At 58.7% G+C, this 26,218-nt stretch carries 21 protein-coding genes and 1 tRNA gene; 12 read left to right on the top strand and 10 right to left on the bottom strand.

Annotated features, from left to right (window positions below; genetic code table 11):
- Window positions 1-5: 5 nt before the first annotated feature.
- The 4 genes from ACR0JB_RS00845 (at window position 6) to ACR0JB_RS00830 (ending at window position 4,395) form a co-directional block, all read left to right on the top strand.
- Window positions 6-962 carry an ABC transporter permease gene (locus tag ACR0JB_RS00845; RefSeq protein WP_170395524.1) on the top strand — a complete coding sequence of 319 codons (957 nt, stop codon included), beginning with the start codon at window positions 6-8 and terminating at the stop codon, window positions 960-962.
- Window positions 959-1,774, top strand: a complete 816-nt coding sequence (locus tag ACR0JB_RS00840; RefSeq protein WP_170347927.1) for an ABC transporter permease — start codon at window positions 959-961, stop codon at window positions 1,772-1,774. Before ACR0JB_RS00845 ends, ACR0JB_RS00840 begins: the two co-directional genes overlap by 4 nt.
- Window positions 1,771-3,408 (top strand): ABC transporter ATP-binding protein, encoded by a 1,638-nt coding sequence (locus tag ACR0JB_RS00835; protein WP_170347926.1) that lies wholly within the window; start codon window positions 1,771-1,773, stop codon window positions 3,406-3,408. Before ACR0JB_RS00840 ends, ACR0JB_RS00835 begins: the two co-directional genes overlap by 4 nt.
- Before the next feature lie 150 nt (window positions 3,409-3,558).
- On the top strand, window positions 3,559-4,395 hold the full coding sequence (locus tag ACR0JB_RS00830) for an alkaline phosphatase family protein (RefSeq protein WP_170374356.1): 837 nt from the start codon (window positions 3,559-3,561) through the stop codon (window positions 4,393-4,395).
- A gap of 4 nt (window positions 4,396-4,399) precedes the next feature.
- Here ACR0JB_RS00830 and ACR0JB_RS00825 read toward each other — a convergent pair whose 3' ends face one another.
- From ACR0JB_RS00825 to ACR0JB_RS00790, 8 genes are all read right to left on the bottom strand, one after another.
- Entirely contained in the window at window positions 4,400-5,323 is a 924-nt protein-coding gene (locus ACR0JB_RS00825; protein WP_480789616.1) for an alpha/beta hydrolase, read from the bottom strand.
- 12 nt (window positions 5,324-5,335) lie between these two features.
- Window positions 5,336-7,225, bottom strand: coding sequence for an acyl-CoA synthetase (locus tag ACR0JB_RS00820; protein WP_480789615.1), 1,890 nt, complete (start codon window positions 7,223-7,225; stop codon window positions 5,336-5,338).
- A gap of 157 nt (window positions 7,226-7,382) precedes the next feature.
- Complete coding sequence (locus tag ACR0JB_RS00815) at window positions 7,383-9,203, bottom strand: ABC transporter transmembrane domain-containing protein (RefSeq protein WP_170360444.1); 1,821 nt, start codon at window positions 9,201-9,203, stop codon at window positions 7,383-7,385.
- Window positions 9,204-9,331: 128 nt separating this feature from the next.
- Window positions 9,332-9,406: transfer RNA gene (locus ACR0JB_RS00810), tRNA-Gly, on the bottom strand.
- Between the two features lie 108 nt (window positions 9,407-9,514).
- Window positions 9,515-10,651: an N-acetylglucosamine-6-phosphate deacetylase gene (gene nagA / locus ACR0JB_RS00805; protein ID WP_170395516.1), complete on the bottom strand. Its 1,137-nt coding sequence runs from the start codon at window positions 10,649-10,651 to the stop codon at window positions 9,515-9,517.
- Window positions 10,648-11,676, bottom strand: coding sequence for an SIS domain-containing protein (locus tag ACR0JB_RS00800; RefSeq protein ID WP_170395514.1), 1,029 nt, complete (start codon window positions 11,674-11,676; stop codon window positions 10,648-10,650). The genes nagA and ACR0JB_RS00800 overlap by 4 nt, the downstream gene beginning before the upstream one ends.
- An 18-nt stretch (window positions 11,677-11,694) precedes the next feature.
- Complete coding sequence (locus ACR0JB_RS00795; RefSeq protein ID WP_170347919.1) at window positions 11,695-12,444, bottom strand: GntR family transcriptional regulator; 750 nt, start codon at window positions 12,442-12,444, stop codon at window positions 11,695-11,697.
- Window positions 12,431-13,306 (bottom strand): glucosamine kinase nucleotide-binding domain-containing protein, encoded by an 876-nt coding sequence (locus ACR0JB_RS00790; protein WP_170395512.1) that lies wholly within the window; start codon window positions 13,304-13,306, stop codon window positions 12,431-12,433. The genes ACR0JB_RS00795 and ACR0JB_RS00790 overlap by 14 nt, the downstream gene beginning before the upstream one ends.
- A gap of 170 nt (window positions 13,307-13,476) precedes the next feature.
- On the opposite strand from ACR0JB_RS00790, the gene ACR0JB_RS00785 reads away from it, so the two are divergent.
- The 7 genes from ACR0JB_RS00785 (at window position 13,477) to ACR0JB_RS00755 (ending at window position 21,583) form a co-directional block, all read left to right on the top strand.
- A complete protein-coding gene (locus ACR0JB_RS00785) occupies window positions 13,477-14,361 on the top strand; it encodes an N-acetylmuramic acid 6-phosphate etherase (protein WP_170395510.1) in 885 nt (294 codons plus the stop codon).
- Window positions 14,362-14,384: 23 nt separating this feature from the next.
- Window positions 14,385-15,638, top strand: coding sequence for an ABC transporter substrate-binding protein (locus ACR0JB_RS00780; RefSeq protein WP_170395507.1), 1,254 nt, complete (start codon window positions 14,385-14,387; stop codon window positions 15,636-15,638).
- Between the two features lie 65 nt (window positions 15,639-15,703).
- Window positions 15,704-16,618: a carbohydrate ABC transporter permease gene (locus tag ACR0JB_RS00775; RefSeq protein WP_170347915.1), complete on the top strand. Its 915-nt coding sequence runs from the start codon at window positions 15,704-15,706 to the stop codon at window positions 16,616-16,618.
- A gap of 10 nt (window positions 16,619-16,628) precedes the next feature.
- On the top strand, window positions 16,629-17,468 hold the full coding sequence (locus ACR0JB_RS00770; protein ID WP_170360456.1) for a carbohydrate ABC transporter permease: 840 nt from the start codon (window positions 16,629-16,631) through the stop codon (window positions 17,466-17,468).
- Window positions 17,465-18,499: a Gfo/Idh/MocA family protein gene (locus ACR0JB_RS00765; protein WP_170395505.1), complete on the top strand. Its 1,035-nt coding sequence runs from the start codon at window positions 17,465-17,467 to the stop codon at window positions 18,497-18,499. Before ACR0JB_RS00770 ends, ACR0JB_RS00765 begins: the two co-directional genes overlap by 4 nt.
- Window positions 18,496-19,491 (top strand): ABC transporter ATP-binding protein, encoded by a 996-nt coding sequence (locus ACR0JB_RS00760; protein WP_170347912.1) that lies wholly within the window; start codon window positions 18,496-18,498, stop codon window positions 19,489-19,491. The genes ACR0JB_RS00765 and ACR0JB_RS00760 overlap by 4 nt, the downstream gene beginning before the upstream one ends.
- Window positions 19,492-19,693: 202 nt before the next feature.
- A complete protein-coding gene (locus tag ACR0JB_RS00755) occupies window positions 19,694-21,583 on the top strand; it encodes a PhoX family protein (protein ID WP_480789614.1) in 1,890 nt (629 codons plus the stop codon).
- A 39-nt stretch (window positions 21,584-21,622) separates the two neighbouring features.
- On the opposite strand, the gene ACR0JB_RS00750 is transcribed toward ACR0JB_RS00755, so the two are convergent.
- Both ACR0JB_RS00750 and ACR0JB_RS00745 read right to left on the bottom strand, forming a co-directional pair.
- A complete protein-coding gene (locus ACR0JB_RS00750) occupies window positions 21,623-22,186 on the bottom strand; it encodes a tetratricopeptide repeat protein (RefSeq protein WP_170347910.1) in 564 nt (187 codons plus the stop codon).
- 30 nt (window positions 22,187-22,216) lie between these two features.
- On the bottom strand, window positions 22,217-22,705 hold the full coding sequence (locus ACR0JB_RS00745; RefSeq protein WP_170347909.1) for an Lrp/AsnC family transcriptional regulator: 489 nt from the start codon (window positions 22,703-22,705) through the stop codon (window positions 22,217-22,219).
- Between the two features lie 102 nt (window positions 22,706-22,807).
- Between ACR0JB_RS00745 and putA the strand changes: the two genes are divergently transcribed.
- Entirely contained in the window at window positions 22,808-26,209 is a 3,402-nt protein-coding gene (gene putA, locus ACR0JB_RS00740) for a bifunctional proline dehydrogenase/L-glutamate gamma-semialdehyde dehydrogenase PutA (RefSeq protein ID WP_480789613.1), read from the top strand.
- The last annotated feature ends 9 nt before the right edge of the window (window positions 26,210-26,218 follow it).

The following is a 26,218-nucleotide window of genomic DNA, read 5'->3' as shown; positions in this document are numbered from 1 at the left end:
AGATAATGCATCCTATCATCAAACTGGTTTCCCAGCGCCTTGCGCTGGGACTCCTGCTTCTCTTCGGTGCATCGGCTCTGATATTCGGCCTCACCGAAGCCCTTCCTGGGGACGCTGCGCAAGCGGTCCTAGGCCAAGCTGCAACCCCCGAGGCGCTGGCAAACCTGCGCGAGGAAATGGGCCTCAACCGCCCCGCCCTAACCCGTTATTTCGAATGGCTGGGCGGCATCGTTCAGGGTGATCTGGGCCAATCTCTAACCAATAAACTTGATATTGCCGAGTCTGTCGGCAGCCGTTTGGGCAACACGCTGTTTCTAGCCTTTTGGGCCGCCCTTATTTCGGTTCCGCTGGCCATCTTTCTCGGCCTGCTGGCCGTGCGTTATCGCAACCGCTGGCCGGACAAGCTGATTTCGGCGGTTACACTCACCACTATCTCGATACCCGAGTTTCTGATCGGTTACGTGCTGGTCTATTTCGTTGCTGTTAAGCTGGGGATGTTCTCGCCTCTGGCGATGATCAATGACAGCATGTCATTTTGGCAAAAGCTGAATTCGATCGCTCTGCCCGTTATCGTTCTGACGATGGTCGTTCTGGCGCATATGATGCGCATGACCCGCGCCGCGATCCTGAACGTGATGCAGTCTGCCTACGTCGAAACAGCAGAGCTGAAGGGTCTGAGCAATTTTCAGGTTATCTACCGCCACGCGTTTCCGAACGCAGTCGCACCCATCGTCAACGTGGTGATGCTGAACCTGGCTTATCTGGTCGTCGGCGTCGTCGTGGTTGAGGTGGTGTTCGTCTATCCCGGCATGGGGCAGTACCTTGTGGACCACGTGACCAAGCGTGACGTTCCGGTGGTTCTGGCCTGCGGCGTCATCTTTGCCGCGATCTATATCGGACTGAACATGATTGCAGACATTGTTGCCATTCTGGCCAACCCAAGGCTGAGGCATCCGAAATGAAGAACATCCCTATCTCTGCAATGATCGGGCTGGCCTTTACAGCCCTGTACTTCATCATCGCCCTCCTCGCCCCTCTGCTGGCCCCTTATGGCATGGCGGAGGTCGTGGGAGATGTATGGGAGCCGTCCAGCTCGCAATTCTGGCTGGGTACCGACAACATTGGCCGCGATCTTCTTAGCCGGATGATCTATGGCGGGCGCACGACGATCTTTATCGCCACGGCGGCCACGATCCTTAGCTTTGTGACCGGGTCCATCCTTGGTTTCCTGGCCGCGGTGCTGGGTGGTTGGGCCGATCAGGTCATGTCGCGCGCGGTGGATTTGATCATGTCAATCCCGACACTGATCTTTGCGCTGGTTGTTCTGGCCATGGTGCCGGTGACAATCCCGGTTCTGATCCTTGTCATGGGCCTGTTGGACGCCACCCGTGTCTATCGTCTGGCCCGCGCCGTTGCCGTGGATATTGCGGTCATGGACTATGTCGAAGCCGCGCGCCTACGTGGTGAGGGCCAGGTCTGGGTCATCTTTCGTGAAATCCTGCCCAACGCCCTGTCGCCGCTGGTTGCGGAACTGGGCCTGCGGTTCATCTTCATGGTTCTGTTTGTCTCGACCCTGTCGTTCCTGGGTCTGGGCGTTCAGCCGCCGCTGGCGGACTGGGGCGGCATCGTGAAAGAAAACAAGGACGGTATCGTCTATGGCATCGGCGCAGCGCTTTACCCTGCTGTCGCCATCGCAACGCTGGCGATCTCGGTCAATCTTGTGGCTGACTGGGTCCTGAACCGTACCACATCGCTGAAAGGAGGCCGGGGATGACAGAAGCCCTTCTCAAGGTCCGCGACCTCAAAATCGGCGCGACCGTCTACCCGCCGGGTGAAAAACCCCATGACATCGAAATCGTGCACGGGGTCAGCTTTGACCTCGCGCCTGGCAAGGTGCTGGGGCTAATTGGCGAATCCGGTGCCGGTAAGTCAACCATCGGCCTGGCCTCGATGGCTTATGGCCGGGGTGGCGTGGAAATCACCGGTGGTGAAGTTTGGGTCAACGGGCGCGATATCCTCAAGACATCGCATGGCGATATCCGCAAGCTGCGCGGGGGTGAAGTCACATATGTGTCCCAATCCGCCGCAGCCTCCTTCAATCCCGCTAAAAAGATCATGGATCAGGTGGTTGAAGCCGCGGTCGAACAGAAAAAGTTCAGCCGTAAAGAGGCCGAAGGCCGCGCCCGGGAACTGTTCGCCAAGCTGGGTCTGCCCGATCCGGATAACATTGGTGATCGCTATCCGCACCAGGTTTCAGGCGGTCAGCTACAGCGTTGCATGACGGCGCTGGCGCTATGCCCCGAACCTGATCTGGTGGTGTTCGATGAACCCACCACCGCGCTGGACGTGACGACTCAGATCGACGTTCTGATGGCCATTAAAGAGGCCATTGCAGACACCGGCGTTGCCGCGCTTTACATCACCCATGACCTTGCGGTCGTGGCGCAGGTAAGTGACGACATCATGGTGCTGCGGATGGGCAATACGGTCGAGTATGGCAATACCGACCAGATCATCAACAACCCGCAGGAAGAGTATACGCAGGCTCTGGTCTCGGTCCGCTCGATCGAGCACGAAGAAAAGAAACCCACACCAGATCCCGTGCTGAGCGTCGACGGCATCACTGCGCGCTACAAAGGGTTGAATTTCGATGTGCTGCACAACGTAAATGTCGAGCTTCATCCGGGGCAAACGCTGGCTGTTGTGGGCGAATCCGGTTCGGGCAAGTCCACGCTGGCGCGAGTAATCACCGGCCTGCTGCCGCCGCGCGATGGTGAGATCACCTTTGCCGGTCGCAAGCTCAGTGGCGATCTGAAAGGCCGTACCCGCGAAGACCTGCGCGAGTTGCAGATGATCTATCAGATGGCTGACGTGGCGATGAACCCACGCCAGACCGTCGGCACGATCATCGGGCGTCCCTTGGAGTTCTACTTCAACATGCGCGGCGCGGAAAAGCGCAAGCGGATCATCGAACTGCTGGATGAGATCGAGCTGGGTGAAAAGTTCATGGATCGCTATCCGGCCGAGCTGTCCGGTGGTCAGAAACAGCGTGTCTGTATCGCGCGGTCGCTGGCAGCCAAGCCCAAGATGATCATCTGTGATGAGGTCACCTCGGCGCTTGATCCACTTGTGGCGGACGGCATCCTCAAGCTGTTGCTTGACCTGCAAAAGATCGAGGACGTGGCCTATCTGTTCATCACCCACGATCTGGCGACGGTTCGAGCGATCAGCGACAGCATCGCGGTGATGTATCAGGGTCGCGTGGTCCGCTATGGTCCCAAAAGCCAGGTGCTGAGCCCACCGTTCGACGATTATACCGACCTTCTGCTCAGCTCGGTGCCCGAGATGCATCTGGGTTGGCTGGAAGAGGTTGTCGCCCATCGCAAGATGGAGAGTGCCGGGAACTGACCCGGTTCGCGACAGGTTGAAAAAACTGAAAATCCCGGCGCTTTGTCTGATGACAGGTGTCGGGATTTTGCTATTGGGGGCGGGAACAGGCAGCCCATATGCAACGAATCCCCTAGGGTCGCCTGAGGGACTTTAAGAAAGGGTCAGGGAATGGACCGAAAACTCCTCCTCATCATTCTAGACGGTGTTCCGTGGCGCAATTTTCGCCGCCTGTTCGGCAATCTGGAAGGGTGGGTCGACAGTGGCGAGGCGCAGGTTTGGAAGCATCGCGCGGTGCTGCCATCGATCTCGGCCAGTTGCTATGCCTCGATCCACACCGGCGTCACGCCGCAGGAACATGGCTGTACGGGCAATGGCAACGTCTTCCGCCTAAGCCACAAGGACGTCTTCAGCCAAGTCCGCGAAGCGGGCGGCGTGACCGGGGCGGTGACCCACAGCTTTTGGTCGCAATTCTTCAACCGTCACCCGTTCGATTATGTCCGTGACGTCGAATATGACGAACCCGAGAGCAAAACGATCAACCATGGCCGGTTCCACTCGATGACCGGCTACAGCAAAGTGAACCAGATGACGCCGTCGGACGTTGATCTGTTTGGCACTCTGACCAATCTGTGCCTGCGCTTTGGGTTGGATTACGGCGTCCTGCACACTTGCACGCTGGACAGTATGGGCCACCGGTTTCATCACGACTGCGAGGAAATGGACCACGCCTGTTTTGTCATGGACGAAATGCTGGCCCCTTTCATCCCGCGCTGGCGGCAACTGGGGTATGAGGTCATCGTGACCGCCGATCACGGTCAGGACGAACGTGGCCATCATGGCGGGCGCAGCCCGCTTCAGCAGGAAACTGCATTGTATTATTTCGGCGATGCCGAAGGCCCCGAGGCTGATGCGGTGATCGACCAGCTGCAACTGGCACCCACGATCCTGAACCGCATGGGCGCACCGATCGCCGAGACGATGAAAGCCAAGCCTTTCCTGAAGTAACGGATCAATCGTAGGGCCAGATCTGCTGGCCCAGCGCCTCGATCGCAACTGATATCCGTTCAAAACTGTCTGCAGCGCGTTTCACTGAGGTGCGCGCCCGCAGGTACCCGTGCACAAGGCCGGGCTCATTCACCCAATGCGCCCTCCCGCCCGCTTCGGTGATCTTGCCGCAATAGGCCGGGCCGTCGTCGCGCAGCGGGTCGCAATCGGCGGTGACCACCACAGTAGGCGGCAGGCCCGAGAAATCTTTATCCTGCAGCGGCGCAAACGTGGGATCGTTCTGCAGCGCAGGTCCGCCACAGCGCACTTTCTCGTAGAACCGAATTTCTTCCAGCGTCAAAAGCGGTGCCTGGGCGTGCTCGATATATGACCCTGTGGATGTGTCCCCGCCCAGACCGGGATAAATTAAAACCTGCCCCAGCACTCCATCAAGCCGCCCCCGTGCATGCTGCGCCACCGCGGCGGCCAGATTGCCACCCGCGCTGTCACCGGCCAAAATCAACGGGTCGCCGTATTCCTGCACCACCCAATTCGTTGCGGTCCAGCTATCCTGAAACTGTGCCGGGTGCACATGTTCGGGGCAAAGGCGATAGTCTACGGCAACAACCCGATACCCGGTCTGAACGCAAATCTCAGCACAAACGTCATCATGGCTATCCAGCCCACCAACGACGAAACCGCCGCCATGAAAATAGACGACGGTTCGGGTCGGATCTCCGGCGGTGTAAACCCGGACAGGCACGCCATTGGCGGGCCTGTCCTGTACATCCAGACCAACGGGTCGGGGTTGGCGAAAGTCCTGACACATCCGGTTGTAGACGCGGCGCTGATCGTCGATCGAAAGGTCGACAGCGTCATCAGGATAGCTTTCAGCCGTTCGTCTTATGAACGCCCATGTTTCTTCATCGATCAGACGTTCATAATCCATTGTCCCTCCCGGTCAGGCAGCCCATTCCCATGGCCGGGTGAACGATCCCAGCACCTTACCGACATCGTCGTCCGAGCAGCCGTTCGCGTCAAGCTGCGCGACAAGCCCGCGCTTTTTGTCGTCAATCACGGATACGACGCGCGCATCCAGCCCGGCCTCTTCCAACGCGCCGTTATAGATGCGAGTGATCGCCTGCTTGCGCAGTTCGGGTTTAAAGACCTTACCCACGGCGGTTTTCGGCAATTCGTCCAGAATGGTCATGTGCTTGGGTCTTGCCGCACGTTCGTGGACATGCACACCGCAGTATTCCATCAATTCGTTCTCGGTCACACTGGCCCCGTCGACCAGTTCGACAAAGGCGCAGGGCACCTCGCCCGAGTGCGCGTCGGGCTGACCAATAGCGCCGGCAAAGGCAACGGCATCGTGGCCCAGCAAAGCCTCTTCGATTTCGGCTGGGTCGATATTGTGGCCGCCGCGAATAATCAGGTCCTTGGCGCGGCCGGTGATCCACAGATACCCATCGTCGTCAAACCGACCCAGATCACCTGTGCGCAGGTACTTGTCGAAATGGTACAGATCAACGTTCTTGTCCGCCTCGGTATAGGTGTTGCCCGCATAGACGCCGGGATTCGAGATACAGATTTCGCCGATCTCATCCGCGCCGCATTCCTTGGGGCCGTCCGGCCCGTCCTGCAGGATTTTCACATCCGTATAGGGGAATGGAATCCCGATCGATCCGATTTTCTTTTCGCCATCCACCGGGTTGCACGACACCAGACAGGTAGCCTCGGTCAGTCCATAGCCTTCGACGATGGTCACACCCGTCGCTTCTTCGAACCGGCGGAACAGTTCGACCGGCAGCGGGGCCGAACCCGAGAAGGCTGTTTTCACGCTTGAGATATCGGCATCCACCGGGCGTTGCATCTTGGCGGCAATCGCGGTGGGGACGGTGATGATGAAACTGACCTTCCAGCGCTCGATCAACTTCCAGAAGTTATCAAACACGCCATCGCCCCGATACCCGGCAGGGGTCGGGAAGACCACATGCGCGCCCGACGACACCGCGGCCATCACGATCACATGCACAGCAAAGACATGGAACATCGGCAACGGGCACATGATCACGTCTTCGTCCGAGAACAACAGCGTGTTTCCAAGCCAGCCGTTGTAGATCAGGCCCGAGTATTTATGCTGCGCCACCTTGGGCATACCGGTGGTTCCGCCGGTGTGGAAATAGCAGGCGACACGATCTTCGGTGCTGTCCTCGAAGGTCAGCGTAGTGGGCTGTTTGGCCAGTTCCTTGTTGAAGTTCTTATAATCCGCATGCGCGAGATGTTCCTTGTCGCCCATCTTGGGACGCAGGAGCGGAACCAGCCAGGATTTCGGTGGCGTCAAATAGCGGTTGAGGTCGATCTCAAGAATGGTTTTGACGTTGGGCGCATGGCGCACGGCCTCTTCGACCTTTTGCGCCACATCGGCCTTGGGGAAGGATTTCAGCGTAACCACCACCTTGGCGCCGGTTTCGCGCAGGATCGCGGCTATCTGCTCGGGCTCCAGCAACGGGTTTATAGGGTTCACGATCCCTGCAACCGCGCCACCCATCATGGTGATCAGCGTCTCGTTACTGTTGGGCAGCACGTAGGCCACCACATCCTTTTCACCGATCCCGAGCGAGCGGAACAGGTTGGCGGCCTGGTTGACCTTACCCAGCAGCTCGGACCAGGTCAGCGTTTCGGCCTTGTCGGTCGGCCCGGACAAAAGCTGAAAACTGATCGCATTGCTGTTGGGGAACTTGCTTGCCGTGCGCGACAACAACTGATGGAAGGTGACCGGAACATCGCGGTCCTCCCACGGCATTTCCTGCTCCATCCTTGCCTTGTCTTCCAAACCCACAAAGGCCATATGACTCCTCCCTTATCTCTCCCGTGTCCGGCACGGGTTTTGTATCCACCGCCAAGATGGAAGCAAAACCGTGCATGATCAAGAAAGGGCTTAGCTGTGAAGCCCGGAAAGAGGTAGAATTACGCTGCGGAGCGAATTGCCCTGCCCCAGCGTCACTTTATTCTGCCGCCATGCCGTCGGTGAACTGCAGACGCGCCAATCTGGCATACAGGCCGTCCTGTGCCACCAGATCGTCATGGGTGCCCTGCGCCACGATACGGCCGGCCTCCATCACCACGATCCGGTCAGCCTTTTTCACCGTCGCCAGCCGGTGCGCCACGATCAACGTGGTGCGCCCGGCGCGCATCTGATCGACAGCGCCTTGAACCGCACGCTCGCTTTCGGCATCCAGTGCCGAGGTCGCCTCGTCCAACAGCAGTACCGGCGCGTCCCGCAGGATCGCACGAGCGATGGCGATACGTTGCTTTTGCCCGCCAGACAGCATCACACCCCGTTCACCAACGAAACTGTCGTAACCTTCGGGCAAAGCCGAAATGAAATCGTGTGCGGCGGCGGCCCGGGCGGCGGCCTCAACCTCGGCATCGGTGGCGTCCAGACGACCAAACCGGATGTTTTCACGCGCCGAAGAGGCAAAGATGATCGGGTCCTGAGGCACCAGCGCCATGTGGCGGCGGAACTCGGCCCGGTCGATGTCACGCAGATCGACGCCATCCAGACTGACCTGCCCCGAGACCGGATCATAAAACCGCTGGATCATCTGGATGACGGTTGTCTTCCCCGCCCCCGAGGGGCCGACAAATGCAACCGTCTCGCCGGGGTTAACCTGCAATGATAGATGTTCCAGCGTGACAACATCGGGGCGTGACGGATAGCGGAAGGTCACATCGTCAAAGCGGATCTCACCCCGAACCGGTAATGGCAGCGTCTTGGGGTTGGACGGATCGGTGACGGTGTCCTGTGCATTCAGCAATTCCACCAGTCGTTCAGTTGCGCCTGCGGCGCGCTGCAATTCACTCCAGATTTCAGACAAGGCCGCCACAGAACCCGCCATGATAATCGAATAGATCACGAACTGGATCAGTACGCCTTCGGTCATCACGCCATTGCGGACATCATTTGCGCCCATCCACAACACGCCGACAATGCCCGAAAAAACCAAAAAGATGACGATAACGGTCAGAACCGCGCGCGTCTGAATACGCCGCAGCGAGACGACGTAAGACGTTTCCGTCATATCCGCGAATTGCTTGCGGCTGGCCTGTTCATGAGTAAATGCCTGCACCGTTTGCACCGCGCTCAGCGCCTCACCTGCGTTACCGGACGAGGCTGCGATCCAGTCCTGATTTTCGCGGCTGATCACCCGCAGGCGGCGCCCCAGCACCAGAATCGGCACCACCACCACCGGGATCAACAACAAAACCAAACCTGTCAGCTTGGCCGATGTCAGTAGCATCAACACCAGCCCGCCGAAGAATAACAACATGTTGCGCAGCGCGATGGACACAGACGAGCCAAGCACTGACTGGATCAGCGTCGTGTCGGTGGTTATCCGGCTCAGGACCTCGCCGGTCATGATACGTTCGTAGAATTCGGGGCTCATTCCGATGACGCGGTCGAACACGGCCTCGCGGATATCGGCGACCACCCGTTCGCCCAGCCGGGTCACCAGCGCATAGCGCAGGCCGGTGCCCACGGCCAGAACCCCGGCGATGCCCAGCGCGGCCAGAAAGTACCACTCTAACAACTCGCCATCTTCGATGCGGAAATTGTCAACCACACGGCGCACGGCCAGTGGCAGCGCAAGGGTCATGCTTGCCGTCAGCACCAACGCCAGTGTCGCCCCGGCCATCAACATCCGATAGGGGCGCATGAAGGGCCACAACGACGCCAGAACGCCAATTTTCTTGGACCGGGCGCGCTCTTCACTGGCGCCGGGTGCGGGTTGTTGTGCTGGACTGGCTGGGGCGGTTCTTGCCATGCGTGGCCCTTAGTTAAAATTCGCAATCAGGTGGTCGCTTCTTGGCGGCAGCAGACGGCGGGGTCAAGCAGCGCGTCACCAATTCACGGCCTGTAAGGGCCATTTGACGCAGAATTTCGGGGCTGATTTGGAGCGGGCGGCGGGAATCGAACCCGCTTCATCAGCTTGGAAGGCTGAGGTAATAGCCAGTATACGACGCCCGCTCAGCGCAGGTCGGTTTAAGGGATGCGTCTGGTGTCGTCAAGCGCCGTTCGGCGCAGGAAATCAATTTCTGTAATCGCGTTCTAATGCAGGAGACAGACGCCCTTCACTCAACCCTGTGAACATATCCAAGAACAGGATTCGAGGTCCGAGGAAATCCGGATCATCGACTCGGCACGCAGCGGTTGCGCAACCGGCTGGCCGATCAGAGACGCCGGATAGGTCGTAGCTGCAGCCAGCGCCTCCTGAAGCGGCACGTCAGCATGTGTGACCAGAATGCGGATCGCAGTGGTCAAGTCCAAATCGGCCCCGGCCAACGTTCCATCCTCAAGTGTCAGGCGTCCGTCCGTCCGCGTGATCCGGCGACCTTCCAGCTCGAACGCAGCCTGATCCGTACCCGCAACAGCCATGGCATCGCTGACCAGAAATATCTGACCAGGCGCTTTCTTGGCAGCCCAGGCCGAGCGGATAACCTCGGGGTGGACATGGATACCGTCGGCGATCAACCCCGCCGACAGCCCTCCCATCGCCAGCGCCGCACCCACCAGACCAGGTTCGCGGCTGCCCAGTTGGCTCATGGCGTTGAAAAGGTGTGTGACGCAGCGCGCGCCCGCCGCGGCATAGCGCTGGCACGTCGCGAAATCTGCATTGCTATGTCCTAGCGACACCAGAATCCCGGCGTCCGACAAAGCTTGCACTTGCTGCAGAGACACGGATTCGGGCGCAAGGGTCACCTTCAGGCACGGCAATTGCTCTGCTGCTGCAATCAGCATGGTCAGGTCCGCGTCCTCCATCGGACGAATTAGCGCCCCGTCATGCGCCCCCTTTCGCGCCACCGACAGGTGTGGCCCTTCAAGATGCAGCCCAGCCACACCCGGAACCCCCGCGCGAACCGCCTCTATCGCGGCTGCAACGGCGGCTTCGGTTTTTTCGGGCGTGTCGGTGATTAGGGTCGGCAGCAAGGACGCCACACCTAGACGGCGATGCGCTTCGGCGATCTGCCGGATCGAATCAACCGAGGGGTCGTCGTTGAACATCGCGCCGCCGCCGCCGTTCACCTGCAGGTCGACGAAGCCGGGGCACAAGATATCCCCGTTCAGGTCGATGACTTGCCCTTCGATCTGTGCGGTCTCCTCAGCCGCAAGCGCGGCAAGGACGCCGTTGCGAAAGGTCATGACTTGATCAAAATGCAGGCGCTCTCCATCGAACAGGGCACCATTGCGAAATGTCATGGATTCTGAGGTCATACCGTCTCTGTCACCTTTCTCAGATGGCGCGGAGTATCTGGGTCGATCCCGCGCGCCTGCGCCACGGCTTCGACCATGCTGTAAAACGACGTGATCGTGGCAATGGGGTCAGTCAACCAGTGATCGGTTCGGGTTACCGGCAGGCTATGCGCTTTGGTGACCTTATCAGTGGCCGCGAAAACAGCCGCACCTTTGCCTGCCAACGCATCAGCCGCCTCGGCTGTCGTTTGCTCGGCGGCATCTGCGGCGGCAAAAACGATGGCGGGAAACCCCTGTTCAACGATTGAGACCGGACCATGCAGAACCTCGGCCGCCGAATAGCTTTCGGCGTGAATCTGGCAGGTTTCCTTGATTTTTAGAGCAGCTTCATTGGACATCGCAAAGGACGGACCGCGGCCCAGCGTGAACAGTGACCGGCCGGTGATTGCATCAGCCGCCGCCGACCAATCGCATTGCGCGGCCTGCCCCAAATGACCGGGCAAGGATCGGATCGCGGCCGTCAAATCACCATCCCCCTTGATTTCAGCCAACAACCACAACCCCGCCACAAGCGAGGTGACAAAAGTTTTGGTCGCAGCGACACTCAGTTCCGGCCCTGCGTGCAGGGGCAAGACCGCATCCGTCACTTCAGCAAGGCGCGAGGCCGTGTTGTTGGTGATCGCAACCGTCACCCCGCCCGAAGATTTCAGCGTTCGGGTCATCCCTACAATGTCTGGACTTTGGCCCGATTGCGACACCGAAAGGCACACCGCCCCAGCCGCACGCAGATCAGCCCCATAGATCGAACTGACCGACGGCCCGACCGAGGCCACAGGCAGGTTCAGCAACAATTCGGCAGCGTATTTCAAATACGCGCAAGCGTGGTCCGACGACCCCCGCGCCACTGTGATCAGAAACCGGGGATCGGCCTCTTTCACCCGCCTTGCCGCATCCTGAATATTGGCGGCACCCTGGCTTAGCAATCGGTCAACGGCGTCGGGGATTTCCAAAACCTCCTGACGCATTTTCGAACTGTGTTCTGACATGCTCACTTGCCTTTCCGGCTACAGCCGCAACTCGGCGACAAAGTCATAGGTGTCGCCTCGGTAGAGGGATCGGGTCAATTCCGCGACCCGCCCGTTTTTAAGAAATGAAACGCGTTCGATGTTCAGTCCGGCGGCCCCTTCGGGCACCTCCAGCAACTCAGCCTCTCGCGCTGCGAGGTTAAGGGCCGATATCTTCTGTACCGCGCGCACTGGTCGTCGCCCCAGACCGTCTAGCACCTCATAGAGCGAGGTGGTCACCTCGATCGGGTTTGGCAGGATATCCAGCGGCAGCGCAGCACGTTCCAGCGCCAGCGGGCGGCCATTTGCCTCGCGCAGGCGATAGATTCGGGAAATTTGCTCGCCCTCTTTCAGGCTCAGGGCCTGGACCTCCTCGGGGGTAGGTGCAAAGACGCCGCGTTCCAGCCATTTTGAGGTGGTCTGCATACCGCGGCTCGACATGTCCTCGGTGAACGAGGTCAAATGAGTCAGCGATTGTTCGACCCGCGCCACACGTTCGCGAATGAACGAGCCTGACCCCTGACGTTGTTCGATCACACCTTCCTGCACCAGTTCCTGAATCGCTTTACGAACGGTAACGCGCGAAAGATCGGTGATTTCAACCAGCTCACGTTCCGACGGCAGCGAAGAATTCGGAGGCAACACGCCGGTGTCGATCCCCTCTTGCAGCCTGTGCCTTAGCTGAACATAGCGCGGCCCTTTGTCCGGACTCAGCCACAAATCGGCACGCAGGAAGTCAGAGATGCTCATGTCGGATCTCCTTCGCAAGGGCCAAGGCCCCGGTCAGCGGCTCACCCAGCGAGGGGCAAATGGCCGATTGCATGTCATTAGGTAAATAGTGCGCATATTGCCCCGCAATCCCACCGGTCAGGCAGATCGTCTGACCCGCCTGCCAGCCCAACTGTTTGGCGGTATCCGAGATATAGCCTGCCCCCGCTCGTAGAATATGTACGGCAACCGCATCGCCTTTTTTCGCAGCGGACGTCACTGTAGGTGCGAGCACTCCGAATTGTGCGGGCGTGGCCGTTCCAGCAAAGCGCACAATACCAGCCGGGCCCTGAAGGTCAGCCAACAGCATTTGCGTCAGATCGGTTTCGGCTTGCGTGCCATCATATGCACGCAGCGTCTCAGCCAAGGCTCTGCGCCCAACCCACTGGGCCGAGGCCTCATCCCCCAGAATCGAACCCCAACCTCCGGCAAAACGCATCGCGCCATCCGCCTGCACCGCAAGAAAAGACCCGGTGCCGCAATGTGCGATCAAACCGTCCTGCGCGCCCAATGCCCCCCGCACGGCGGCGGGCCGGTCATCTTCGACCCGCGCGCAGGTCAGGCCCAGCGCATCCCGCAACCGCCCTGCGATCGCGGCATCAGTAACGCCCGCCAGTCCCACAAAAGCAGGCAGAGTGATTATATCCCCTATGGTCACCTCGATCTGACGCGACAATTGATCCAGCCCAGCCCGAATCTGCGCCAGCGCGCTGTCAAAATCGGTCGAAACATTGGCCGCTCCGGTCTCGACACTGTGGACCACACCCCCGATTTCACAGGCGACGCGGCATCGCGTCCCCCCGCCATCAACGGCCAATACAGCATTATCTCGAGACTCATTCATGACAATACCATTATAATACCTTTCAGAGATAGAAAAGGCCAAATTCAACACCGAATGGCCACATCGCCAACTAAACGGATGAATTACCTTGATAAGTCTCAGTCAGAAATAAAATTCTAGACAAGTGGTATTAGATAGGTATTGTATTAGGGAAACGTGGGAGGATTCTCTTGGCGCTGCCGTCAACCGAACAATTACACCCTGATGCCGCGCGCATGTCACCAGGCGATCTGGCTACTTCGGCTCGCGTGTTGGCCGAAGGTCAAATCAAAGCTGCCGCAGCCGTTCGCGACGCCGAGGACAACATCGTCCGGGGCGCCAAGGCCATGGCAGAAACCATTCGCGCAGAGGGGATATTGCACTTTGTGGCCGCCGGGTCATCTGGCCTGATGGCAGCTGCTGACGCGCAAGAGCTTGGCGGCACATTCTCAATCCCCCCCGCCCGTCTGCGCATACATATGGCAGGTGGCCTGCCCACCGGGGTTGAAATGCCGGGCGGGGCCGAGGATGCGACCGAAGGGTTGGAACAAGCCTTGGACAGCTTACAAGCCAAAGACACGGTGATTGCGGTTTCAGCGAGCGGCTCTACGCCGTACACCGTGGCTGCCATGAACATCGCCCGCACCAAGGGCGCAACTGTGATCAGTATCGCCAATAACGGCGGCAGCCCCTTGCTGCTGGGCGCTGACATTCCCATCCTGTTGGCCACGCCGCCCGAGCTGATCTCAGGCTCCACACGCATGGGCGCTGGAACAGCGCAGAAGATTGCGCTGAACATGCTGTCTTCTCTTATGGCGGTTGAGCTTGGCCATGTGCATGGCGGCATGATGGTCAATTTACGTGCCGACAACGACAAACTGCGGGGCCGCGCCGCCGAGATCGTCGCCCGCATCGCCGAAGTGGATACAGAAACGGCGCAAAACGCACTGAACGTTGCGCATGGCGACGTAAAACCCGCCATTCTGATTGCTGCACAAGACCTGTCGTTGGCGCAAGCGGATGCTCGCCTGCGAACCACAAATGGAGTTCTGACCGCTGCATTGGCCAAGGATTAACAACTAAATAACGGGAGAGAGAGATGAAACATAAAAGCCTGAAGCTGGCCTTACTGGGGACAACCCTGATGGCCACAACTGCCTATGCCGAAGACGTAACCCTGACCATCGAAAGCTGGCGAAATGACGATCTGACCCTGTGGCAGGACCAGATTATTCCCGCGTTTGAGGCGCAGCATCCTGGAATCAAACTGGTGTTTTCGCCGTTTGCACCGACAGAATATGACGCGGCTTTGAATGCCAAACTCGAAGCTGGGTCTGCGGGCGACATTATTACCTGCCGCCCGTTTGATCGGTCATTGGGCCTGTATGATGGTGGGCACCTGGCCGATTTGTCCGGCTTGGACGCAATGTCGAACTTTTCGGACGTTGCCAAATCCGCTTGGCAGACAGATGACGGCGCAGCCACTTTTTGCGTTCCGATGGCGTCTGTAATTCACGGCTTTATCTTCAACAAGGATGCATTCGAAGAGTTGGGCGTCGAAGTGCCAACTACTGAAGACGAATTCTTTGCCGCCCTCGAAACATTCAAGGAAGACGGCACCTACATTCCCATGGCCATGGGCACCACTGACCAGTGGGAAGCCGCCACAATGGGCTACAACAACATCGGCCCGAATTACTGGAAAGGCGAAGAAGGGCGCCTTGCTCTGATCGAAGGGTCGCAAAAACTGACTGACCCACAATGGGTCGAGCCGTATGAGACCCTGGCGAAATGGAAAGACTATCTTGGGGACGGGTACGAGGCGCAGACCTACCCAGACAGTCAGAACCTGTTCACGCTTGGCCGTGCCGCCATATACCCCGCAGGCAGCTGGGAGATTTCGGGCTTCAACACTCAAGCAGATTTTGAAATGGGTGCGTTCAAGCCACCAGTCCGCAACGCGGGCGACACCTGCTATATCTCGGACCACACCGATATCGGGATCGGCATGAACTCCGCCACCGAAAACCGCGAAGCGGCCGAGACATTCCTGGCGTGGGTCGCAAGCCCAGAATTTGCTGAAATCTTTGGCAACGCCCTGCCCGGTTTCTTCCCCTTGTCGACTGCACCAGTCGAATTGCAGGATCCTCTGGCCAAGGAATTTGTCGGTTGGCGGGACGAGTGCGAATCCACCATCCGCTCGACCTATCAAATCCTTTCGCGTGGCGAGCCCAACCTTGAGCTTGAGACATGGAATGCATCGGCCAATGTTGTTCGGGGCGCAGAAAGCCCTGCGGAGGCTGGTCAACGCCTGCAGGATGGTCTTTCCAACTGGTACGCACCGCACCAGTGATCCCAATCATACCCGGGCGGCAATGGCCGCCCGGGTATTCCCGACACCCCATTGAAAGCAGTCAAATGAACCGCCCCCGCTTCCGCTGGCATATCGTCGTGTTCCTGGCACCAGCCGTGCTTGTCTATACCGCGGTTATGATCTTTCCGCTGTTCAACACGCTGCGTCTGGCGCTGTTTACCGAGGTCGACCAAACGCGTGTATTCGTCGGGCTACAGAATTTTCGAACGCTGTTCTTTGACCCGATCTGGTCCGAGCAGTTCTGGAATGCGTTGGGGAATAATTTCTGGTTCTTCCTGATCCATATGCTGGTGCAAAACCCCATTGGCATAGCACTGGCCGCGCTTCTCAGCCACCCGCGCCTGCGGTTTGCGGCTTTGTACCGGTCGGCGATTTTCATCCCTACGATCCTCAGCTTTGTGATTGTCGGCTTCGCCTGGAAACTGATCCTGTCGCCGATCTGGGGCATCGCACCGTCAATGCTGGACGCGATTGGGCTGAAATCCCTGTTCGCCCCGTGGTTGGGAAAAGAGGAATACGCCCTGACCACACTGGCGCTGATCTCGGTCTGGCAGTTCGTCGGCATCCCGATGATGCTGATCTATGCCGCCTTGCTGACCATCCCCGAGGAAATCCTTGAAGCAGGAGAGATTGACGGCATCACTGGGGCCTCGGCCTTTTGGAAAATCAAGCTGCCGCTGATCCTGCCGTCGATCGGGATCATCTCGATCCTAACCTTCGTAGGCAATTTCAACGCGTTCGATCTGATCTATGCGTCTCAAGGCGCGCTGGCCGGGCCGGATTTCTCGACCGATATTCTGGGTACATTCATGTATCGCACTTTCTTTGGCTTCCAATTGCAACTGGGCGATCCGCATATGGGATCAGCCATCGCCGGGGCCATGTTTGCCATCATCCTGGTGGGTGTCTGCATCTATCTGTTTGGCATCCAGACCCGGATGCGCCGGTATCAACTGTGAGGGTGAACGGATGAACAAAGCACGCCAAAATCCCTTCAACACCGCCGCGATGCACGGTGCGTTGATCCTGTATACGCTGATCGCCCTGTTCCCGGTCTTTGTCATTCTGATCAACAGCTTCAAAACCCGCCGCGCGATCTTTCGCGAACCCCTGGCCCTGCCCAGCGCAGACAGCTTTTCACTGATCGGGTACGAGACGGTGATGAAGCAGGGGGATTTCTTCCTCTACTTCCAGAACTCGATGATCGTCACGGTCGCATCGCTGTTCTTCATCCTACTGCTTGGCGCCATGGCGGCCTATGCGCTGTCTGAATACCAGTTCAAAGGCAACCTGCTCATGGGGCTTTATCTGGCGCTGGGGATCATGATCCCTATCCGCATCGGCACTGTGGCGATCCTTGAGATGATGGTGGCGACCGGGCTGGTGAACACGCTGTGGGCACTGATCCTTGTCTACACAGCGCAGGGGTTACCGCTGGCCGTATTCATACTGTCTGAATTCATGCGGCAGGTCAGTGATGACCTGAAAAACGCAGGCCGCATTGACGGTCTGTCGGAATACACGATCTTTTTCCGACTGGTCCTGCCACTGGTTCGTCCGGCAATGGCAACTGTAGCCGTGTTCAACATGATCCCTATCTGGAATGACCTGTGGTTCCCGCTGATCCTTGCCCCGGCTGAGGAAACCAAAACGCTGACATTGGGCAGTCAGGTCTTTATCGGCCAGTTCGTGACCGACTGGAACGCGGTTTTGTCCGCCCTGTCGATGGCAATCCTGCCGGTTCTGGTTCTCTACGTCATCTTCTCGCGCCAACTGATCCGTGGCATCACATCCGGAGCTGTCAAATGACCCGTGTACTGATCGCAGGTCTGGGCAATATGGGGCTAAGCCATGCGCTGGCCCATCACCACCACCCCGATGCGCAAATCGTCGGGCTGGTGAACCGATCCGGGCGCGTAGACCACCCCGAACTTTCGGATTATCCCGCGTATTCGGATTTCGAAACTGCTCTGAATGAGACCCGCCCCGATCTGGTTGTGATCGCGACCTATTCCGACAGCCACGCCGATTACGCCTGTGCGGCGATGCAGGCAGGCGTGCATGTCTTCGTCGAAAAGCCGCTAGCCACCAACGTCGCTGACGCGCGGCGCGTGGTCGAAACCGCCACCCGGCTGAACCGCAAACTGGTCGTGGGTTACATCCTGCGCCACCACCCGTCTTGGATGCGCTTGATCACCGAGGCGCGCAATCTCGGCGGGCCATATGTGTTCCGTCTGAACCTGAACCAGCAATCCTCGGGCGCGGAATGGGAAACGCATAAAGCGCTGATGCAAACGACCTCACCCATTGTCGATTGCGGAGTTCATTATGTCGACGTCATGTGCCAGATCACCGATGCGCAGCCTGTCCGGGTTCATGGGATGGGTCTGCGCCTATCCGATGAGATCGCCGAGGACATGTACAATTACGGTCAGTTTCAGGTGGTTTTCGATGACGGCTCGGTCGGCTGGTACGAGGCCGGATGGGGCCCAATGATGTCTGAAACAGCATTTTTCGTGAAAGATATCGTGTCGCCCAACGGATCGGTTTCGATCACCGATGGCAATAAAGGCGCATCTTCCGATATTGATGGGCATACAAAGGTCGGCGGCATTCTGGTCCATACGCCACAAGGTGACCGAACCATCGATATGCCCGATGAACCCGGCCATCAGGAACTCTGCGATGCCGAACAAGCCTATATGCTGCGCGCAATCGCCGAAGATATCGAACAGACCCGTCATATGAATGACGCCGTTCAATCCCTCGCCATTTGTCTGGCCGCGGATGAAAGCATCCGCACCGGCCAGCCCGTTTCCCTTGAGGAGCCCGCAAAATGACCGCCCTGACGCTGAGCAATGTGAACAAATCCTTCGGCAATGTGCATGTCCTCAAGGACATCACGCTTGAGGTTGAAGAAGGCGAGTTTGTTGTCTTCGTCGGCCCCTCGGGTTGCGGCAAGTCCACCCTGCTACGTGTGATTGCGGGGCTCGAAGATGCCTCCTCGGGCGAAATCAATATCGGTGGTCAACAGGTCAATCTGGTGCCGCCATCCAAGCGTGGCATAGCTATGGTGTTTCAAAGCTATGCACTTTACCCGCACCTCAGCGTGCGCGGGAACATGACACTGGCGCTGAAGCAGGAAAAGCAGTCCAAAGCGGTGATAGAGGAACGCGTTGCCAATGCCAGCCGGATGCTGAACCTCGAGCCCTATCTGGATCGCTATCCGTCTGAATTGTCGGGTGGTCAACGCCAGCGGGTCGCTATCGGCCGCGCCATTGTACGGGAACCCAAGCTGTTCCTGTTTGACGAACCGCTGTCCAATCTGGACGCCGCCTTACGGATGAACACACGGATCGAGATTGCGAACCTGCACCGGGCACTGGACGCCTCGATGATCTATGTTACCCATGACCAGACCGAGGCGATGACGCTGGCCGACAAGATCGTCGTTTTGCGTGACGGGCGGGTGGAACAGATCGGTAGCCCGATGGAGCTGTACAACAACCCTGCAAACCAGTTCGTTGCCGGATTTCTAGGCTCACCGTCTATGAATTTCCTACCCGAAAGCCTGTTGGGGGATAGCGGCCAGAACATCATTGGAATCCGCCCCGAAGACCTGTTTCTGTCCGACGACGGCCCGCTGACAGCTCAGGTCAGCCACGTTGAAAAACTGGGTGGGGACACAAACGTCATCGCCAAAATACACGACCAATCCGTGACCGCGCGGCTATTCGGTCAGCACGCCATTTCCGAAGGTCAGGAATTGCGGCTCGCCTATACCGCTGACAAGGCCTATCGGTTCGACGCAGCTGGTCAGCGTTTGCGCTAAATGTCGCAGGCACGCGTGTTTTTCTGCGGAATAATCGCGCAACAGAACGCGCGGATTCCCGCAGAGAAAAGGCCTTTTCCCTTTTCATTGCACGCAAAATTCTGAAAGATCAGGCCTCTCCCTTAATGGGGTTGTTATCAAGCTGTCACAAAGAAATTCTAATTGCCTTTCATCTGCTTTTTTTAACAGCCAGGAGCTATCCATGAAAGACATTGATCCCACCACCCTGTCCGCCGACGATTGGGACGAGCTGCATTTCCCCCGCCCCGAAGAAAACGACTTTGACCGTGTTGTAGAAAGCGCCATTTCGCGCCGAGGTTTTCTGGGTGGTGTGCTAGCATTTGGATCAGGCGCTGCCGCTATGGGCGCGGGTCTGATGGGGTCGACTGCCGCTCATGCCGTCACCACGTCGCGCTTTGCATTCATGCCGATTGCTGCGCAGACCGATGGCACCGTGCATGTGCCTGAAGGGTATGAGTGGAAAATTCTGATGCGTTGGGGCGATCCACTGTTTTCCGATGCCGATGGCTATGACCTGACGGATGGCGGCCCATTGGACAAATCAGACCGTATCTTCGGTGAAAACACTGATGGGATGGAGACATTTTCGTTCCGGGGTCACGAGCTTATCGCCATCAACCACGAATACCCGAACCGCAAGATCAACATGCCAGCTGCGCAGGAAGGCGTGCCCGCCAACGCGGACGATGTTTTGAAGCTGCAGAACCTTCAGGGTGTGACCGTGATGGAGATCGCCGAAGGCCCCAACGGCTGGTCGGTTGTCAAAGACAGCCCATTCAATCGCCGTATCCACCACAATACGCCGATGAAGATCGTAGGCCCCGCTGCAGGTCACGATCTGCTGAAGACGCAGGCCGACCCAACCGGCACGGCGTCTCTGGGCACCATGAACAACTGTGGCGCAGGTAAAACGCCATGGGGCACATACCTGACCTGCGAAGAGAACTTTAACGGCTACTTCGGATCGTCCGATGAAAACGCCAGCTACGACCAGAAGGTGGCAGACGGCTTCAAGCGTTACGGTGTCAAAGCCGAAAGCTGGAACGGGTATGAGCTTTTCGATCCGCGTTTCGACACGTCAAAAAACCCAAACGAACCGCACCGCGCGGGTTGGATCGTGGAAATCGACCCGACCAAGCCGAACAGCACGCCGGTCAAGCACACCGGCCTGGGCCGCTTCAAACACGAAAACGCCGAGGTGACACTGGCCGCAGATGGCCGTGTGGTTGTCTATATGGGCGATGACGAGCGCGGCGAGTACTTGTACAAGTTCGTCTCGAACGGCACCTATCAGCCAGGTGGCGAAACCGAGAGCTTGCTGAATGACGGAACGCTGTACGTTGCCAAGTTCAACGACGATGCGACCGGTGAATGGCTGCCACTGACGCCGGAAACGACTGGCATGGATGATGCTGAAATCCGGATCTTTACCCGCATGGCAGCGTCTGCCGTAGATGGCACCACTATGGACCGCCCAGAATGGGTGGCGTCGAGCCCGGTTGCGGTCGAGGCCTATTGCTGCCTGACCAACAACAAGAACCGTGGTGTCAAACCGAATGCCGGTGGTGACGACACTTCGGTCAATGCCGCCAACCCACGTGAGGCCAACAAGTACGGTCAAATCGTCCGCTGGCGACCCTCGAATGACGATCACGCCGCAGACACGTTTGACTGGGATCTCTATGTCATGGCGGGCAACCCGACGGTGCATTCCGACGACCGCGCTGGCTCGCCGAATGTGAATGAGGGTAACCTGTTCAACTCGCCCGATGGCATGGTCATCGACTCGACTGGCCTGATCTGGATTCAGACCGACGGTAAGGACAACAATGAGGGTGACTTTGCTGGCAATGGCAATAACCAGATGCTGGTTGGCGACCCGGTGACCGGCGAAATCGTACGGTTCATGACGGGCCCCAATGGTTGCGAGGTCACCGGCTTGGCCTGGTCCAACGACCTGCGCACCATGTTTGTGGGCATTCAGCATCCGGGCAGCAACTGGCCCGATGGCGGTACACCGCGATCATCGGTCATCGCCATCAAGCGCTCCGACAACGGTTTGGTCGGCTAAACGTCGAAAAAGCCCCCACTCTATAGTTGGGGCGTTTTGTCAGATATCCTCACCCGGAGGCGCCAGTGGCCCTCCGGGTGCCAGAAGATGACGCTCCGAAAGCCACGGGTTCAGTTCCAGTGCTTGGTTCAAAGCTTCGCGCGCCTCGTCAATCCTTTGCAATCCCAACAAGGTCAGGGCGCGCCCGCTGATGGCCGCCACATGGTTAGGCGACAGTTCGATCGCCTTGTCCAGATCTGGTAACGCGGCCTGAAAATCCTGCCGCAAATAATGCGCAAAGGCGCGCTGGTTGTACCCTTCGGCATATGACGGGCAATAGGCGACCAGCTTGTTGAAATCCTCGATGGCGCCCAGCAGGTCCCATGCGTTTCGGCGCGTCATGCCTCGGTCCAGAACCGCCTGCGCGCTTTCATCAGGTGCGTCCGTCCAAAACTCCCACAATTGGTTCGACAAGAGACGGGCGGCCTGTTCGTTTTCGGCCTGTTGTATCTGGGCGATTACGCCACTGACATCGGCGCTGTGATCCGGCGCAACAGGGCATTCATCGGCATGCGCTGTTGTGGATGTTATTAACAGGATGGTGGCATAGGTGATCTGTTTCATAACCCAATGGTGACGCGTGCGGGGTTTTCGTCAACCCATCCCGTCAATGGCACCGGACACGCCCGTCTCTTTCACCGCTTCCATCGCGACGAAGGTCGATGTGTTGGCCACATGCGGCAGGGATGAGATTTTCTCGGCCAGCACCGCGCGGTATTCCGACATCGAGCCGGTGCGAATTTTCAACAAATAGTCAAAATTTGACGCAATCATATGGGCTTGCTCGATCTCGGCCACCCTACGCACTGCCGCGTTGAACTCGGCAAGGGCCTTTTCGCGCGTGTCGGTCAAGCGCACCTCGACAAAGGCGACGTGATCCAGACCAAGACGGATCGGGTCCAGCAGGGCACGGTATCCGGTGATGATACCCTCGGCCTCAAGTCTTTTCACACGTGCTTGAGTTGGAGATTTCGACAACCCGATCCGCCGCGCAAGGTCGGCAACCGAAATGCGCCCGTCCTCGGCCAGAATCGCCAGAATCGACCGGTCGAACCGATCCAGATCGGGATTACCTTTTTGCATCGCTGAGCCTCGAAATTTCAGAACATTCGCCTACCATTTTTTGAACTTAAGGCGATTGTCCTGAAAAATCGACTGTATACTCCCCAAAAGCCCGGAGGATACATGACACACAGCCTGCGCACCCATATCGACGGCCAGACCTATGCTGACCAGTCTGCAGTATTGGATCAGTTGGTCGAACAGACCAACCTGCCCCAAGCCGACCGCACGGCGATCTGTGCAGCAGCGGCTCAGTTCGTGCGTGACATCCGGTCCAGTACTTCGCCCGGCATGATGGAGGTGTTTCTGGCCGAATACGGCCTGTCCACCGACGAGGGCATCGCGCTGATGTGTCTGGCCGAGGCGCTGCTGCGCGTCCCTGATGCCGACACCATCGACGCGCTGATCGAGGATAAGATCGCACCGTCGGATTGGGGCAAACATCTGGGGCAGTCATCGTCTTCGCTGGTGAACGCGTCAACCTGGGCGCTGATGCTGACCGGAAAGGTTCTGGACGAGGGCAAAGCGTCGCCCGTCGGCGCCCTGCGTGGGGCCATCAAACGATTGGGCGAACCGGTGATCCGTACGGCCGTTGGCCGCGCGATGAAGGAAATGGGCCGTCAATTCGTACTGGGTGAGACTATCCAGTCCGCCATGGACCGGGCCGCCGGGATGGAGGCAAAGGGTTACACCTATTCCTACGACATGCTGGGCGAGGCGGCGCGCACCGAAGCTGACGCCGCCCGTTATCACCTGTCTTATTCTCGCGCTATCGCGGCCATTGCCGATGCCTGCACCCATGACGATATCCGGGCCAATCCGGGGATATCGGTAAAGCTGTCAGCCCTGCATCCGCGCTATGAGTTGGCGCAGGAACAACGGGTGATGGAAGAGCTTGTCCCTCGCCTGCGCGCCCTGTGTCTGTTGGCCAAAGCCGCCGGTATGGGCCTGAATGTTGACGCCGAAGAAGCCGACCGCCTGTCGCTTTCCCTGCAAGTGATCGAGGCCGTTATGGGTGAGCCCGCATTGGCCGGTTGGGATGGTTTCGGCATCGTGGTTCAGGCATATGGTCCACGCGCTGGGGTCGTGTTGGACACGCTCTATGACATGGCGGAACGTCATGACCGCAAACTGATGGTTCGACTGGTCAAGGGGGCTTATTGGGATACCGAGGTCAAGCGCGCGCAGGTCGAAGGTGTCGATGGTTTCCCGGTTTTCACGCGTAAGGCGGCGACCGATATCTCGTACATCGCCAATGCCCGCAAGCTGTTGGGGATGACCGACCGGATTTACCCGCAATTCGCAACCCATAACGCCCATACAGTCAGCGCAATCCTGCATATGGCCGACGCGCAACCATTCGAGTTTCAGCGTTTACATGGCATGGGCGAAACCTTGCATCAGATCGTCAAGGATCACAGCAACACTCGCTGCCGAATTTACGCGCCGGTCGGAGCGCATCGCGATCTTTTAGCCTATCTGGTGCGGCGGCTGCTTGAGAACGGTGCGAACTCATCCTTCGTGAATCAGATCGTCGATGAAAATGTGCCGCCCGAGGAGGTCGCGTCGGACCCGTTTGACAGCATTGCAGAACCAAAACCATCGCTGCCAACCGGCCCTGAACTGTTTCAACCCGAGCGACCCAATTCTAAAGGGTTTGATCTGCAACACACACCGACGCTCGATCAGATTGACGCCGCCCGCGATGCATTTCGCGCACATCACTGGTACGCGCAGCCGCTTTTGTCACAAGACGCGCATCCCGACGCTGACGAACCCGTCACCAATCCGGCGCATCCGCAGGACCGACCGGGCGCGGTCGCCCCGGCCAGCGCTCAGGATGTCGAACTTGCGTTGGCCACGGCGGCTCCGTGGAATGCTCCGGCTGAACAACGGGCGCAGGTATTGAATACAGCAGCTGATCTGTACGAAGCACACTATGGTGAGCTTTTCGCTCTGCTGGCGCAAGAGGCCGGAAAATCGGTTCCCGATGCGGTCGCTGAACTGCGCGAGGCGGTCGATTTCCTTCGTTATTATGCTGCTAACATCCCCGCGGCTGAACCAGCGGGCACGTTTACTTGCATCAGCCCCTGGAACTTTCCGCTGGCAATCTTTACCGGGCAGATTTCGGCGGCTTTGGCCACCGGCAACGCCGCTCTAGCCAAGCCTGCGCCGCAAACGCCGTTGGTCGCGCACCGGGCTGTCCAACTGCTGCACGAGGCCGGAGTACCGCGCGACGTTCTGCAACTGCTGCCCGGTGGGCCGTCAGTCGGGGCGGCGTTGACGTCAGACCCGCGCGTGTCTGGGGTCGCCTTTACAGGCTCGACCGCCACCGCATTGAAAATTCGTTCAGCAATGGCAGAGAACCTGAAACCTGGCACGCCTTTGATCGCGGAAACCGGCGGATTGAACGCCATGATTGTGGACAGCACCGCACTGCCTGAACAAGCCGTGCAATCCATTATCGAAAGCGCATTTCAATCTGCGGGTCAGAGATGCTCGGCCCTGCGCTGCCTCTATGTGCAGGAAGATATCGCCGACGACTTGCTGACCATGCTGACCGGCGCGATGGAGGTTTTGCAGGTCGGTGACCCATGGCTTTTGTCGACCGACTGCGGCCCGGTCATTGATCAGGACGCGCTGCAAGGCATTGCGGACCACATCGCGCAAGCGCGCGCAGATGGCCGGGTGGTGAAGGAACTGAACACGCCCCCCGAAGGGACTTTCATCGCCCCTACCCTGATCGAAATCCCCGGTATCAGCGCACTGCAGCGTGAAGTGTTTGGCCCGGTCCTGCATGTCGTCCGCTTCAAGGCTGCTGAGATTGATCAGGTCATCGCCGACATCAATGCCACGGGCTATGGGCTGACTTTCGGCCTGCACACCCGCATCGATGACCGGGTGCAGCACATCACTGAGGCCGTTCACGCGGGCAACATTTATGTCAACCGCAACCAGATTGGTGCGATCGTGGGATCTCAGCCCTTTGGCGGCGAAGGTCTGTCGGGCACCGGACCCAAGGCGGGTGGGCCGAACTACATGGCACGCTTCTGTGCTCCGGATCGTCAACACAGCACGGCGAATTGGAACAACACGATGGGCGATCTACCCGATCCGCAAGGCCAGCCTGCTGCCGTACGCACGCAATCCCTGCCCGGCCCGACCGGCGAATCCAACCGACTGAGTGAATTCCCCCGCGCGCCATTGTTGTGCATGGGGCCAGGACCCGAGGCCGCACAAGCGCAGGCCGAAGCAGTCGCAGCCCTGGGCGGCACCGCCATTCTAGCGACCGGAATGGTGGACCTGCACAGGCTAGAGAACATCGCCAATATCTCAGGAGTTCTGTGGTGGGGAGATGACGAAACCGCGCGCGAGATCGAACGCCACCTGGCCCGCCGTGACGGCCCGATCCTGCCGCTGATCCCCGGTCAGCCTGATCGGGCGCGGGTTCTGGGCGAGCGTCACGTCTGCGTCGACACCACCGCCGCCGGAGGCAATGCGGCCTTGTTGGGAGGTGCGGCGTAACCGTATCTT

The organism is Ruegeria sp. BI7 (assembly GCF_056537925.1).
The sequence above is the reverse complement of the archived record's forward strand: the minus strand, read 5'-3'. Positions and strand labels throughout refer to the sequence as shown.

What these genes read in the sequence shown, in the direction of transcription:
- ACR0JB_RS00800 (WP_170395514.1), bottom strand. Translation starts at nt 11,676, where the DNA reads ATGTCAGAACACAGTTCGAAAATGCGTCAGGAGGTTTTGGAAATCCCC.
- ACR0JB_RS00830 (WP_170374356.1), top strand. Translation starts at nt 3,559, where the DNA reads ATGGACCGAAAACTCCTCCTCATCATTCTAGACGGTGTTCCGTGGCGC.
- ACR0JB_RS00745 (WP_170347909.1), bottom strand. Translation starts at nt 22,705, where the DNA reads ATGCAAAAAGGTAATCCCGATCTGGATCGGTTCGACCGGTCGATTCTG.
- ACR0JB_RS00845 (WP_170395524.1), top strand. Translation starts at nt 6, where the DNA reads ATGCATCCTATCATCAAACTGGTTTCCCAGCGCCTTGCGCTGGGACTC.
- ACR0JB_RS00780 (WP_170395507.1), top strand. Translation starts at nt 14,385, where the DNA reads ATGAAACATAAAAGCCTGAAGCTGGCCTTACTGGGGACAACCCTGATG.
- ACR0JB_RS00770 (WP_170360456.1), top strand. Translation starts at nt 16,629, where the DNA reads ATGAACAAAGCACGCCAAAATCCCTTCAACACCGCCGCGATGCACGGT.
- ACR0JB_RS00795 (WP_170347919.1), bottom strand. Translation starts at nt 12,444, where the DNA reads ATGAGCATCTCTGACTTCCTGCGTGCCGATTTGTGGCTGAGTCCGGAC.
- ACR0JB_RS00755 (WP_480789614.1), top strand. Translation starts at nt 19,694, where the DNA reads ATGAAAGACATTGATCCCACCACCCTGTCCGCCGACGATTGGGACGAG.
- nagA (WP_170395516.1), bottom strand. Translation starts at nt 10,651, where the DNA reads ATGACCTCAGAATCCATGACATTTCGCAATGGTGCCCTGTTCGATGGA.
- ACR0JB_RS00790 (WP_170395512.1), bottom strand. Translation starts at nt 13,306, where the DNA reads ATGAATGAGTCTCGAGATAATGCTGTATTGGCCGTTGATGGCGGGGGG.
- ACR0JB_RS00820 (WP_480789615.1), bottom strand. Translation starts at nt 7,225, where the DNA reads ATGGCCTTTGTGGGTTTGGAAGACAAGGCAAGGATGGAGCAGGAAATG.
- ACR0JB_RS00775 (WP_170347915.1), top strand. Translation starts at nt 15,704, where the DNA reads ATGAACCGCCCCCGCTTCCGCTGGCATATCGTCGTGTTCCTGGCACCA.
- ACR0JB_RS00765 (WP_170395505.1), top strand. Translation starts at nt 17,465, where the DNA reads ATGACCCGTGTACTGATCGCAGGTCTGGGCAATATGGGGCTAAGCCAT.
- ACR0JB_RS00840 (WP_170347927.1), top strand. Translation starts at nt 959, where the DNA reads ATGAAGAACATCCCTATCTCTGCAATGATCGGGCTGGCCTTTACAGCC.
- ACR0JB_RS00825 (WP_480789616.1), bottom strand. Translation starts at nt 5,323, where the DNA reads ATGGATTATGAACGTCTGATCGATGAAGAAACATGGGCGTTCATAAGA.
- putA (WP_480789613.1), top strand. Translation starts at nt 22,808, where the DNA reads ATGACACACAGCCTGCGCACCCATATCGACGGCCAGACCTATGCTGAC.
- ACR0JB_RS00760 (WP_170347912.1), top strand. Translation starts at nt 18,496, where the DNA reads ATGACCGCCCTGACGCTGAGCAATGTGAACAAATCCTTCGGCAATGTG.
- ACR0JB_RS00815 (WP_170360444.1), bottom strand. Translation starts at nt 9,203, where the DNA reads ATGGCAAGAACCGCCCCAGCCAGTCCAGCACAACAACCCGCACCCGGC.
- ACR0JB_RS00835 (WP_170347926.1), top strand. Translation starts at nt 1,771, where the DNA reads ATGACAGAAGCCCTTCTCAAGGTCCGCGACCTCAAAATCGGCGCGACC.
- ACR0JB_RS00750 (WP_170347910.1), bottom strand. Translation starts at nt 22,186, where the DNA reads ATGAAACAGATCACCTATGCCACCATCCTGTTAATAACATCCACAACA.